Source organism: Gallibacter sp. Marseille-QA0791 (assembly GCF_965119705.1).
In the GTDB taxonomy this organism is placed as follows: domain Bacteria; phylum Bacillota; class Clostridia; order Peptostreptococcales; family Anaerovoracaceae; genus Lentihominibacter; species Lentihominibacter excrementipullorum.
Genome location: NZ_CBCPMH010000001.1, coordinates 873,821 through 886,252, shown reverse-complemented (window position 1 = coordinate 886,252; position 12,432 = coordinate 873,821). Strand labels below are relative to the sequence as shown.

General features: G+C 47.6%; 12 protein-coding genes. 8 read left to right on the top strand and 4 right to left on the bottom strand.

Features of this window, described 5'->3' with window-relative positions:
- Positions 1-20 precede the first annotated feature (20 nt).
- Entirely contained in the window at positions 21-1,271 is a 1,251-nt protein-coding gene (locus ACQY69_RS04035; protein ID WP_428258834.1) for a pyridoxal phosphate-dependent aminotransferase, read from the top strand.
- A 549-nt stretch (positions 1,272-1,820) separates the two neighbouring features.
- Positions 1,821-3,215, top strand: coding sequence for a group II intron reverse transcriptase/maturase (gene ltrA / locus ACQY69_RS04030; protein WP_428257586.1), 1,395 nt, complete (start codon positions 1,821-1,823; stop codon positions 3,213-3,215).
- Between the two features lie 119 nt (positions 3,216-3,334).
- Here ltrA and ACQY69_RS04025 read toward each other — a convergent pair whose 3' ends face one another.
- The 3 genes from ACQY69_RS04025 to ACQY69_RS04015 form a co-directional block, all read right to left on the bottom strand.
- Entirely contained in the window at positions 3,335-3,973 is a 639-nt protein-coding gene (locus ACQY69_RS04025; RefSeq protein WP_428258832.1) for an AAA family ATPase, read from the bottom strand.
- Positions 3,974-4,094: 121 nt separating this feature from the next.
- Positions 4,095-5,519 carry an MDR family MFS transporter gene (locus ACQY69_RS04020; RefSeq protein ID WP_428258830.1) on the bottom strand — a complete coding sequence of 475 codons (1,425 nt, stop codon included), beginning with the start codon at positions 5,517-5,519 and terminating at the stop codon, positions 4,095-4,097.
- Positions 5,516-6,310, bottom strand: a complete 795-nt coding sequence (locus tag ACQY69_RS04015; RefSeq protein ID WP_428258829.1) for a TetR/AcrR family transcriptional regulator — start codon at positions 6,308-6,310, stop codon at positions 5,516-5,518. The genes ACQY69_RS04020 and ACQY69_RS04015 overlap by 4 nt, the downstream gene beginning before the upstream one ends.
- Positions 6,311-6,617: 307 nt before the next feature.
- Between ACQY69_RS04015 and ACQY69_RS04010 the strand changes: the two genes are divergently transcribed.
- Entirely contained in the window at positions 6,618-6,914 is a 297-nt protein-coding gene (locus tag ACQY69_RS04010; RefSeq protein ID WP_428258827.1) for a putative quinol monooxygenase, read from the top strand.
- Between the two features lie 67 nt (positions 6,915-6,981).
- Here ACQY69_RS04010 and ACQY69_RS04005 read toward each other — a convergent pair whose 3' ends face one another.
- The gene (locus tag ACQY69_RS04005; RefSeq protein WP_428261011.1) at positions 6,982-7,761 is read right to left on the bottom strand and encodes an enoyl-CoA hydratase-related protein; all 780 of its coding nucleotides are present in this window, start codon (positions 7,759-7,761) and stop codon (positions 6,982-6,984) included.
- Positions 7,762-8,034: 273 nt separating this feature from the next.
- On the opposite strand from ACQY69_RS04005, the gene ACQY69_RS04000 reads away from it, so the two are divergent.
- The 5 genes from ACQY69_RS04000 to nudC all read left to right on the top strand — a co-directional run bounded on the left by ACQY69_RS04000 (position 8,035) and on the right by nudC (position 12,403).
- Positions 8,035-9,204, top strand: a complete 1,170-nt coding sequence (locus ACQY69_RS04000) for an acyl-CoA dehydrogenase family protein (protein WP_428258825.1) — start codon at positions 8,035-8,037, stop codon at positions 9,202-9,204.
- 21 nt (positions 9,205-9,225) lie between these two features.
- Positions 9,226-10,017 (top strand): electron transfer flavoprotein subunit beta/FixA family protein, encoded by a 792-nt coding sequence (locus ACQY69_RS03995; RefSeq protein ID WP_428258823.1) that lies wholly within the window; start codon positions 9,226-9,228, stop codon positions 10,015-10,017.
- An 18-nt stretch (positions 10,018-10,035) separates the two neighbouring features.
- The gene (locus ACQY69_RS03990) at positions 10,036-11,109 is read left to right on the top strand and encodes an electron transfer flavoprotein subunit alpha/FixB family protein (protein WP_428258821.1); all 1,074 of its coding nucleotides are present in this window, start codon (positions 10,036-10,038) and stop codon (positions 11,107-11,109) included.
- Between the two features lie 131 nt (positions 11,110-11,240).
- Positions 11,241-11,555: a hypothetical protein gene (locus ACQY69_RS03985; RefSeq protein ID WP_428258820.1), complete on the top strand. Its 315-nt coding sequence runs from the start codon at positions 11,241-11,243 to the stop codon at positions 11,553-11,555.
- Positions 11,552-12,403: an NAD(+) diphosphatase gene (nudC, locus tag ACQY69_RS03980; RefSeq protein ID WP_428258818.1), complete on the top strand. Its 852-nt coding sequence runs from the start codon at positions 11,552-11,554 to the stop codon at positions 12,401-12,403. Before ACQY69_RS03985 ends, nudC begins: the two co-directional genes overlap by 4 nt.
- Positions 12,404-12,432 lie beyond the last annotated feature (29 nt).

Sequence of the window (12,432 nt, the reverse complement as noted above, 5' to 3'; positions counted from 1 at the left end):
TTTATTGTTAGGAGAGATATATGTTATCGAAGGTGATGAAATCTAAAACGGATGAAAAGTCTATAATCCGTGCTATGTTTGAAGAAGGCTGCAAAATGAGCAGGATTTACGGAACTGAAAATGTTTATGACTTCAGCCTGGGGAATCCTAATGTACCAGCGCCTGAAGCTTTAAAGAAATCAATAGTCAGTATCCTTGATTCGGAAGATCCGCTAAAGATACATGGTTATATGCAAAATGCAGGCTTTAATGAGACAAGGCAGGCTTTTGCAGATATAGAAAATCGAAGAACAGGAAGAAAAGCGCCTTACCGACTTGATAATATAATCGTTACAACCGGCGCGGCAGCAGCTATAAATATAGTGTTGAAAACGATATTAGATGAGAATGATGAAGTTGTAGTATTTGCGCCATATTTTCTTGAGTATAGAAACTATATAGATAATTACCGTGGCAGAACAATAGTAATACCGCCTGATGAAAACAAAGGATTCATACCTGACCACGAAAAGCTGCAGGAAAGGATCACAAATAGAACAAAGGCGGTAATAATCAACAATCCGAATAATCCTACAGGAGTTATATACCCGAAAGATGAACTTATTAAAATAGCGGATGTGTTAAAGGCAAAGCAGAATGAGTATGGAACAGATATATGTCTTATATCCGATGAGCCATATCGGGAGCTGAATTGCTGCTATATGGATGACGGCAGTATGCAAAAGACACCTGTAGTGCATTTGCCTGATATTTATGATAATACAGTAGTTTGCTATTCATTCAGTAAATCGTTTTCTGTACCAGGTGAACGTATAGGATACATTTTGGTTCCTGATTCTGTTGCTGAATCACAACGATTTATAGAAGCGGCAACTGTAGCTAATCGAATTATGGGATTTGTGAATGCACCTTCTTTGATCCAGCTTGCCGTTGCAAGGTGTAGTCATGAAACTGTGGATGCAGGATACTATGCTGAAAACGGTAAACTACTTTATGATGCCTTGAGCGATATGGGCTATGAATGCGTTCGGCCACAGGGGGCATTTTATCTATGGGTTAAAGTTCCGAAAACTTTACTTAAAGCAGAAAACATCATGAGTGAAGAAGAAGGGGAAAGAATATTTGCAGAGAGGCTTAAGCATGAGAGAATCCTGGTAACGCCGGGAAAGGCGTTTGAAGGAGAAGGGTATGTGCGTATCTCATACTGCGTGAAGCGAGAGACTATTGAAGGGGCTTTACCTGGATTCTGTAAAGTCATAAAAGAAATATGATGCATTAGTATTATACTATTGATTTGTCTCCCGGCGCAGCAGCACTGCCGGTGTTACCGGCCGGGGAAGAAGCGCCTGTATCATCGGGCGTCTCCTCGGTCGGTATGGTTGTGCGCCTGGCGGCGCACGTTTCTAACGGGTGAAAGTCCCGAATCCGCCCGGTAGTGGGAAGGATATAGCCGAAGGCAAGGGTGTTGCAGGTGACTGCAAATCTGAAGGAAGCCGGGTGTGGGGAAGCTACTAACCCACGGGCAAATCTCCGGTCTGACGAACAGAAATCGCATATTAGGCTATGCATGAGGGTAAGTCTGCAACACACGATGAAGCCCGATAGCTACACGGAATCATGCATGGTAAATGCGGCAGATAGATGGAGAGAAAGAAACGTGTGGTACCCAGGGAGGTCTGTGTGAGACGCCCTGAAAAGGGTAACCGCTATCGTAAGGTGGCGCTGAGCACACAGAAGTCAGCAGAGGTCATAGTAACTGAGAAGCGAAGGACCGAATCAATAGGAGTCTTAAGTACAACCTGGAAAGGAGGAATGAGCAAATGAGTGCAGAAAACGAGAAAGAAAGCTGCTCACAGAGAGATAGCGCGGAACGTAAAGGGTATGTGAGAGCGCACCGTTCATTTAACCGGATATGGAAGGAAAGAGACAGTGCAGAGCCGGACATCTTAGGTAAGATACTGGAAAGAGATAACATGAACAGAGCTTACAAAAGAGTGAAGGCAAACAAGGGAGCGCCGGGGATAGATGGAATGACCATTGAAGCGGCACTGCCATGGCTTAGGGAACATAAAGACGAGTTGATAGGAAGAATCAAAAGAGGGAAATATACCCCCTCACCCGTAAGACGAGTCGAAATTCCAAAGCCGGATGGAGGAATACGAAAGCTTGGTATTCCTACCGTCATCGACCGAATCATCCAGCAGGCAATAGCACAGAAGCTGATGCTAATCTACGAGCCAATGTTCTCGGACGGAAGCTACGGCTACAGGCCGGGACGGAACGCAAAAGATGCAATAGAGCGAGTAAGGGAATACGCCGAGGAGGGATATCGCTATGCGGTGAGTCTCGACTTGAGTAGGTATTTTGACACACTGAACCATGAGATATTACTGAACAGGCTGCGTAAGGAAGTCAAAGATGAGAGGGTCATCCAAATCATCAAGAGATATCTTAAAAGTGGAGTGATGGAAAATGGAGTGGTCATGGACACGGAAGAAGGCTCTCCGCAAGGAGGGAACCTGTCCCCGCTGCTTGCTAACATCTATCTGGACGAATTCGACAAGGAATTCGAAAGGAGAGGTGTACCGTGTGTGCGGTACGCTGACGATATCGTACTACTTGCAAAGAGCGAGAGAGCGGCTAAACGGCTATTGGAAACAAGCACTTCATACTTGGAAAACAAGCTGAAGCTGACTGTCAACAGAAAGAAGAGCAAAGTGGCCAGTGTGTATGCGATTCGAAATTTTAAGTTCCTCGGCTTCGCATTGGGAAGGAACGGAAATGGTACATTCATTCGAGTTCATCCGAAGTCGTGGAAGAAGATGAAAGCCAAACTGAAAAGCCTGTCTTCCCGCAGACATGTTCAGAGCGTAATACCGGCACTGTGCAAAATCAGAGAGTATATGCGAGGATGGCTTAACTACTACGGAATCGCAGCGATGAAGCAAGCAATCGAAGAACTGAATGGATGGCTATACCACAGAATACGCATGTGTATATGGAAGATGTGGAAAAAGCCGAGGTCGAAGATGAAGTATCTGATGAAGCTTGGGATACCGAAGCATTATGCCTTCATGGCGGCTAACAGCCGCAGAGGGCATTGGTTTACATCGGCAACCAGCACAGTAAACAGAGCCTTATCAAAAGAAATACTGGTACGCAAAGGCTTTTATGATTTAGCCGATGCATACCAGCAGATGCACGTCAACTATTGAAACCGCCGTATACGAGAACCGTACGTACGGTGGTGTGAGAGGACGGCGGTTAGTCACCGCCTCCTACTCGATTAGAAGGCTTTGTCTGCCGGGCGTCGATGAAGTACCGGCGGATGGGATCATTTCTTCAGTTCAGGGAATCTGACAGTAATGTAATGGAACAATATATCCTTGATCTCCTCGTCGGAAAACGGCGATGTGTCCAGGACGAGATCGTACTGCCTCAGATCCAGCCATTTTTTCCCGGTAAAGGTATTGTAATATTGAGCTCTTTCTCTGTCCTGCTTTTCTATGTCGTGGACGGCCTTTTTTTCCGAAAGCTTTTTATCCAGGGTCTTTTCCAGGCGTTTTATACGGCTGTCCATATCCGCCTGCAGGAATATGCTGGTATGCTTTTCATAATGCCTGAACAGGTAGGAGGCACAGCGGCCGATGATGACGCATGGCCCTTTCTCTACAGATTCACGCATGATTTCTGTCTGAGTCTTGAACAGTTGATCGCTGGTCGGTATATACCATTCCTTGGCGATGTAGGGCATTTCGAATGCGGCGGAACGAGCCATGGCCGTGAGGGCAGAGACGTTTTCATCCACCAACTCCAGGTTCTCTTCGTCGGCATCCAGGATGGCCGCAGCTTTTACCAGGATCTCCTTATCGATATATTCGAATCCGAAGTGCTCGGCGATAGCTTTTCCCATGGCTGAACCTCCACTTCCCAGCTGCCGGCCGATGGTTATCACATGATGTTGATTTTTCATTTTGTTTCCCTCCTGTGGATACTTCGCTGCGAAATCGTCGGCTTATGGTAAGCCGCCTGATGGTCGTGTTTTTTGAATGACGTGAGCTTATCGATGTTTTCATTATACCACGCGAAAGACATCAATCGCAAAAGATATCGTCATCGCGTTTTGCTCGTTTTACGAAGAGGATGATCATGATGAGAGCTACGGCGCTCAGTCCGGTGGCTGTCCCGTAGGCAGCCCGCATGCCGTTGAGAGTCGACTCGACAGGACCGGCGCCGGCAGTAGCCGCGCTGACGATAGTCATGATGGTGATGAGGATGGCAGTACCAATGGAACCGGCGACTTGCCTGGCCGTGTTGTTGATGGCGCTTCCGTGAGCGATCATCTTGTTTTCAAGGGAGTTGAGCCCCCACGTATTGATAGGCATGTTGACCATGGCCAGGCCAAAGAGCCTTACGGTGTATATGAGACAGACAGTCGTAAAGGTCCAGGTTTCGTCTATGAACATGAAAAAGCCGGTGAAGACCGTAAGGAGGGCAAGACCGAACGTTGAGATCCCTCTTGGGCCGAATTTGTCGAAAAGTCGTCCGGTCACGGGGCTCATGATGCCCATCAGCAGTGAGCCGGGGAGCATGACGAGACCTGATTCCATCGCGGTGAACTGAAGGACATTCTGAAGATATATAGGTGTGATGATGGTTCCGGCTATCAGCGCCGCGTTGACTATCATGCTGACGATAGTGGAATATCTGAAGTCTTTGATCTTGAGAATGCTCAGCTCCAGCAGCGGCGCCGATAAGGTGTGCTGGCGCTTTATAAAAGCTGCCAGGAAGGACGCGCCGATTATCAGGGAGGCCAGGGTTATGGGATGGAGCCATCCGTAGCTTCCGGCAACGCTGAATCCATAGAGGAGTCCTCCGAACCCGATGCTGGAGAAGATCACCGACAGGATATCGAGTTTGGTGTGGGATGTCTCCCCTACGTTTTTAAGCAACAGGAAGGAGATCACTATGATGATGAGAGCCAGCGGCACGATGAGGAGGAAAATACTGTTCCAGCCCCAGACATCCACTATCCATCCGGAAAGTGTCGGTCCGATGGCGGGAGCGAAGGCTATCACGATACCGATAGCGCCCATAGCTGCTCCGCGCTTTTCGCGGGGAAAGAGAAGCAATATGACAGTTTGTATCATCGGCATCAGTACGCCGGCAGCCATAGCCTGCAGTATCCTTGCCAGCAGGAGCACAGCGAAGCTTCCGGCAAAGCCGGCGACGGCCGTACCCGCGGCGAACATCAGCATCGAGCTGAGAAACAGCTGCCTGGTAGTGAAGCGATCGATGAAGTAGGCTGTTATAGGTATCATGATACCGTTGACCAGCAGAAAAGCTGTTGTCAGCCATTGTCCTTCGGCGGCTGTTATATGCAGATCTTCCATGATGCTGGGAAGAGCCGGGGAGAGGACGGTCTGGTTGAGGACAGCCAAAAATACGCCGGATATCATGACGGCGATTATCAATGTTTTCTTTTCGGATTCATGTTTTGCTTTTTTGTCAGTATTCATCGCGTTCCTTTCTGTTCTATAGCTTTGAGTTTTTTCAGGAGTTCTTCGGCCTCATTGAGGCAGGATACCTGTTCTGTCTTTTCATAATTATCGAGAGCATCTCTGAGAGAATGGGTCAGTGTTTTTTTCATGAAAAAAGGTTTCAGCTTTTCCATATCGTCGGTACAGGATGTCTTGAAATGGTTCAGGACATCCGGCGTGAGGAATACAGGCTTTCCTTTTCGTATCATCAGTGTCGCCTGCAGACTGTCGATGATATAGTCCATGAATACGTCGCGATCCAGGGAGATCTGGCAGCGCCAGGTGATGGAGGCTGTTTCGCGAAGCAGCCCGCTGAGACTCATGGCCAGCTCTCCGGCCAGGTTTTCATCATCCATATCGAAAGCCCGCATGATGATCTGCTGGAACAGCAGGAATATGTCAAGACTGAGCTTGTTTATATAGCTGAGGTATTTTTCACGCTGCTGAAAAGGCTGGGCGGACAGGAATTCGTTTATGAAATGGGTCCGGGCCGAGAATCCTGTCATCCGCTCCGATATACAATTTTTGAGCATTTCCAGAGGAGACGTCTGCGGGGCATCCATAAGCTGCTGTATGCTGCACAGCATTTGCTCTATCATGTAGCATATGATGGCCATGCTGAAATCTTCTTTGGAGCGAAAGAGTTTGTAAAGGGTGGCCTTGGATATGTTGCAGGCTTCAGCGACATCCTGCATGGATGTGTTGTAGTACCCTTTCCTTTCGAAAATATCTCTGCCTGCTTCTATGATATGTTCTTTTTTTTGATCCATCAAAGTAATACCTCCAAATAAAAACTCGTCCGGAATGTATCTCGGGAACCGGGACGCAGGATAACGCGGCCCTTAGGATCTCCTGATGATACTGACGAGTTTTTTGTGTACTCTCAAGTTTATTATAGCGATGCCGGAGCGGAATGTCAAGACAGGCAGCAGACGGATCGCGACAGGCGTATAATATCCGGTCAGGGAGGTCCGGTCAGGGAGGAAGTCCCTTTGCTATTGTTAAATCCTGTCTGAGATGGTATGATTCATATTATCGATGTGTTGAAATACGGGAAACGGAATCGGAGGTAGAAAAATGACAAATTTTTATGTCACATACAAATTCGCGGATAAAGAGACACGGGATGCTTTTTACAGAGAAGTAAAGGAAAGCAGAGCGCCGGAATTGTCCAGAGAGGAAGACGGCTGTATAAGATATGATTTCTTTTTTCACGCTGATGAGGATGACAAGATGTTTTTATGGGAACAGTGGACAAGCAGGGAAGCGCAGAAGAAGCATTGTCAACAGCCTCATTTTCTCCGGCTTTCAAGTATAAAGGAGAAGTACGGTGTGGAAACTGATATACAGATAGAAGACCAGTATTGCAAGTAGGAGGGACAAAGAAAAAAGGTACGGCACCGTATATATGATGCCGTACCGTAAACCCTGGGCAGATATCTTATCTGTTTTTAAACTGAGCTTCTCGCTTTTCGAGGAATGCTTTCATCCCTTCTATCCTGTCTTCCGAGCAGAACGGGACGGTGAAAGCTTCGCTTTCCAGCGCGACCCCCGCGGGAACATCCAGCATCAGTCCCTTGTTTATTACGCGCTTGGCTGTGGAGATGGCGATAGGAGCCTTGCTCATGATGGTCTTCGCCAGTTTTTCGCACGTAGGTATCAGTTCCTCGGGAGATACTACCTTTTCTACCAGTCCAAGTCTGAGCGCTTCGTCGGCTTTGATATATTCTCCTGTCATTATCAGGTATTTTCCCATTCCCTGACCTACCAGCCTAGGAAGTCTTTGGGTGCCTCCAAAGCCGGGTATGATCCCCAGGTTTACTTCAGGCTGTCCGAACTGAGCTTTTTCAGATGCTATCCTGAAATCACAGGCCATGGCCAGTTCGCATCCGCCTCCGAGGGCAAAACCGTTCACAGCGGCGATGACCGGTTTGTCGATGGATTCGATGTAGTTCATCACATCGGCGCCGTATTTTATCATATCGTGGCCCTCTACTCCTGTGAGCGCTGACATCTGCGCGATATCGGCTCCTGCAACGAAGGCTTTTCCCTCACCTGTGAGGATGACGACCCTGACCTGATCATCATCTTTGACCATGTCGAAGGCAGCCTTCAGATCCTTAAGGACGGCCGTGGAGATAGCATTGAGAGCTTTAGGTCTGTTGACCGTGATATAAGCGATACCGTCTTTTATTTCATACTTTAGCGTTTCGAACATAATTCCACATCCTTTCCCATTTTTTCTTTGCTTTTTCTCTTGTTTTCCGGGTGTTTCCGGCAAAATGACGATTTATATCCATATTAGTGCGGAAATACTTTTTTGTCAATGATAAGTCGGTTTTAAGCATTCTAAAGTCTATGTCCGACATTATAAATTATACAAAATACATGACGAAATACATGGCAATGCGACTTGACACAGATTGCTATTTACAATAAAATAAATAAGTGATTGTAAGCAAAATTTAAGTTGTGGAGTTTAGGAGGATAAACAATGGACTTTAAATTATCAAAGACACATTTGCTTCAGCAGGAAATGTATCGCAGATTTGCAGAAAATGAAGTTAAACCATTGGCGGAAGAAATGGACGAAACTGAAGTTTTCGACCTTGATCTGCTTGCAAAGATGCACAAATACGGACTCATGGGTATTCCATACTCAAAGGAATACGGCGGAGTAGGCGGAGACTACCTCAGCTATGCGCTCTGCATGGAAGAGATCTCCAAGAAGGACGGAAGTGCCGGTATCACGATTTCGGTACATACTTCCCTCTGCTGCTCATGCATAGACTCCTTCGGTACGGAAGAACAGAAGCAGAAGTTCCTCAGACCTTTGATCGATGGTTCGAAGACAGGCTGTTTCGGTCTTACTGAGCCAAACGCAGGCTCGGATGCTGCCGGACAGCAGACACAGGCGGTATACGATGAAGCTACTGATGAATATATCATCAACGGCGGAAAGATATTTACAACTAACTCAGGTTTCGCTGAGACTTGCATAGTATTCGCGCTTACAGACAAGACGCTGGGTACGAAGGGTATATCCGCGTTCGTAGTTCCACTCAAGGATGAGGACGGAAACAGGACGCCGGGAGTTACCGTAAGTGAAAACATCAAGAGAATGGGTATCAGAGCAGCATCCAACTGCGAAGTTTCCTATGAGAACGTAAGAGTACCGGCTGCCAACAGACTGGGCAAGGAAGGCCAGGGATTCAAGATCGCCATGAAGGCTCTTGACGGCGGAAGAATCGGTATCGCCGCACAGTCCGTAGGGCTGGCGCAGGGCGCTCTGGACGAAGCAGTTGAATATGTAAAGGAAAGAAAGCAGTTCGGAAGACCGATCGCTGCATTCCAGACTACTCAGTTCAAGCTTGCTGATATGCAGACGAAGATAGACGCAGCAAGGCTCCTCACATGGAGAGCGGCATGCATAAAGGATGCCGGAGAGAACTATGGCCCTGCCGCAGCAATGGCCAAGTTATTCGCTTCTGACGTAGCTAACCAGGTGTGCAGAGAAGCTGTACAGCTGATGGGTGGTTACGGATACTGCAGAGAGTATCCTGTGGAAAGAGCGCTCAGAGACGCTAAGATCACAGAGATCTACGAAGGAACATCTGAAGTAATGAAGATGGTAATTTCGGGCTCGATGAAGTTAAAGAAGTAGTGTGAAGGGAGAAGAATAACGATGAAAATAGTAGTATGCATAAAGCAGGTTCCGGACACGAACGAGGTAAAACTGGATCCTAAGACGAACAGACTTATAAGAGATGGTGTGCCAAGCATCATCAATCACGATGATAAATCAGGAATAGAAGCAGCTCTTCAGCTGAGAGAAAAGGTTGGCGGTACTGTAACGGTAGTGTGCATGGGACCTCCGCAGGCTGACGTGGCACTTAGAGAAGCGCTGGCAATGGGATGCGATGACGCATATCTGCTTTCAGCCAGAGAATTCGGCGGATCAGACACATGCGCTACGGCGATAATCATTTCCACTGCTCTGAAGAAGATCGGATATGATATCGTTATCACCGGAAGACAGGCGATCGACGGAGATACTGCTCAGGTAGGACCTCAGATCGCTGAGAACCTTGGAATCCCGCAGATTTCATATGTTGAAGAGATCACACCGAATGAAAAGGGCGACGTTCTCACTGTAAGAAGACAGTATGAGGACAGACACCATATGATAGAAGTCAAGACTCCTTGCCTGCTGACAGCGCTGCAGGAACTGGCTGAGCCAAGATATATGCACGCAGGCGGAATCATCGACGCTTATGCAAAGGAAATCACCGTTTGGGGATTCGACGATCTGAAGGACGGACTGAATCCTGACCATATCGGACTGAACGGTTCGCCGACAAAGGTAGTTACATCGTTCGGAAAGATGGCCAAGGGAGCAGGAACGAAGCTGGATGTGAGCCCGGATGAAGCGGTAGCTGCAATCATAGCGAAGATGGAAGAAAGACACATTATTTAGTGGGGAGGTTTCTTGAAAATGAGTAAAGATATATATGTAGTAGTTGAGCAGAGAGACGGCGTTGTCGCCAAAGTAACTCTCGAGCTGCTGGGCGAAGCGACAGAGCTGGCTGCTGACCTTAAGGAAAAGGTATACGCAGTTATCATGGGCGATAAGGTTAAAGATAAGACGCAGGAGCTGATCGAAGCGGGAGCCGACGGGGTTATCGTAGTAGAAGACCCTATGCTGGCTGAATATGTAACGGAACCGTACGCTAAAGCGCTTACAGCCGTTATCAAGAACTACGATCCTAACATCGTACTGTTCGGCGCGACTTCCATCGGAAGAGACCTCGCTCCAAGAGTAGCTGCCAGGATCCACACAGGACTTACCGCAGACTGCACGCACCTGGATATCGATATGAACAAGTATTTCGAATTCCTGAAGGCTACGTCGACTGCTGACACTGAGTCCATCGGCAAGAGACTGGGAATGGATGACAATACTCTGAAGATGACGAGACCTGCTTTCGGAGGTAACGTAATGGCTACTATCAGATGTGCTGATTACAGACCTCAGATGGCTACGGTAAGACCTGGAGTAATGAAGAAGATCGAGCCTCAGAAGGGCAAGCAGGGTACTGTTGAGGAATTCAAGGTTGATTTCGTTCCTGAAGACATGAACGTAACTATCAAGGAAGTAGTTAAGGATACTAAGAAGAAGGTAGATATCACAGAAGCCAAGGTTCTGGTTTCCGGCGGAAGAGGTATCGGTTCTGCGGATTACTATAAAGAGCTGCAGAAAGTCGCTGATCTGCTGGGCGGAGAGATTTCGTCCTCAAGAGCTAACGTTGATGCCGGCTGGATCGAGAAGGACAGACAGGTTGGTCAGACTGGTAAGACGGTAAGACCTGAGCTGTACATGGCCTGCGGTATATCCGGAGCTATCCAGCATATCGCCGGTATGGAAAACTCCGAGTGCGTAATCGCTATCAATAAGAACGATTCGGCTGCTATCTTCGAGGTGTCCGATCTGGGTATCGTTGGTGATGTCAAAGTCATCATCCCTAAACTCATCGACGCTCTTGAAAAGTACAAGGCTGCTAACAACTAAAAGTTCGTATAACGCGGCAACATAAATGAGTTTTTCAGAAGAGGATGTGTTCCGAAGCGAGACTTTGGAGCACAGCCTCTTTTATCTGTATATAGTGAAAAAACAGGATCTATAGCGAGGTGAAATGCGTCATGCGCAAAATGAAACTGATCCCGGGAGAGGATTTTTACAACAGATGCGAGGTAAGTGTTTACGATATCACAGAAGGAAAGGAAAAGAGGCGCTGCAAGGTAACTGTGGAATATTCGGCGGCTGACGTTCGCCAGCTCAGATCACAGGGGATAGAGGACCTTGATGCAGCGCTGGAGCATTACAGGGATTGGATATATGACATCGTCAAATATTATATCACCGACGACTGGGAATGTGCTGAAGGAATGGATGAAGTAACGGACATAATAGCGGAGCATATAAGAGAGTACTTTGAGGAAGGTGAAAAACGATGATACAGGATATAGCTCCCCACAGACTGGATAATTCGTTTAAAAATATCAAAGCCGGGGGTAATAGTGTCGTCTTCACCTTTGCTGGCGGAAATCTGCTGGTGTGTGACGGGGAAGACGGTGGCATAGCACTCCCGACCATGGAGCAGATCGCAGCGAATCTTTCCGCGGGGCTCGATGTGGAGAATGCGATATATGCTTTTTCTATAGATGATGAGCCTATGTTTTTGCTGCCGCAGCGTGAACTTAAGGGAAAGATCCCGAAAAACATGGAGTATATCAATATGAGAAATCTGTCCGGAAAAACCGACAGATGGGTACCTTTGGCGGCTGTAACGGCAGGCCATTTGGATCACTGGTACAGGGAACATCGCTACTGCGGGTGCTGTGGAGCAGTCAGCGGCTTTTCCGTTCGCGAGAGAGCGAAGGTATGTCCTGAGTGTGGGAACGTTCAGTATCCTCGGATATCTCCCGTGATCATGGCAGCTGTTACAGATGGAGACAGACTCCTGGTGACGAGGTACGCAGGCAGACCATATAAAGGGCTGGCATTGATCGCGGGTTTCGTGGAGATCGGAGAATCTATAGAAGAAGCTTTGAAAAGAGAGGTCATGGAAGAGGTGGGGCTGCATGTGGAAAATCTCAGGTACTTTGGCAGTCAGCCATGGGGATTTTCTGATTCATTGATTTCGGGATTTTTTGCCGATCTGGACGGAGACGGTACGATACAGCTTGACAGGGATGAATTGGCTGAGGCGGTGTGGCTGTCAAGGGATGAGCTGCCTCCACAGGCTGTCGATATCAGTATCACAGCTGCGATGATAGAGGCGTTCAGAAAGGGAGAAATGTGAGTGCCTATCGAAAAAGGAGTATAATAAAA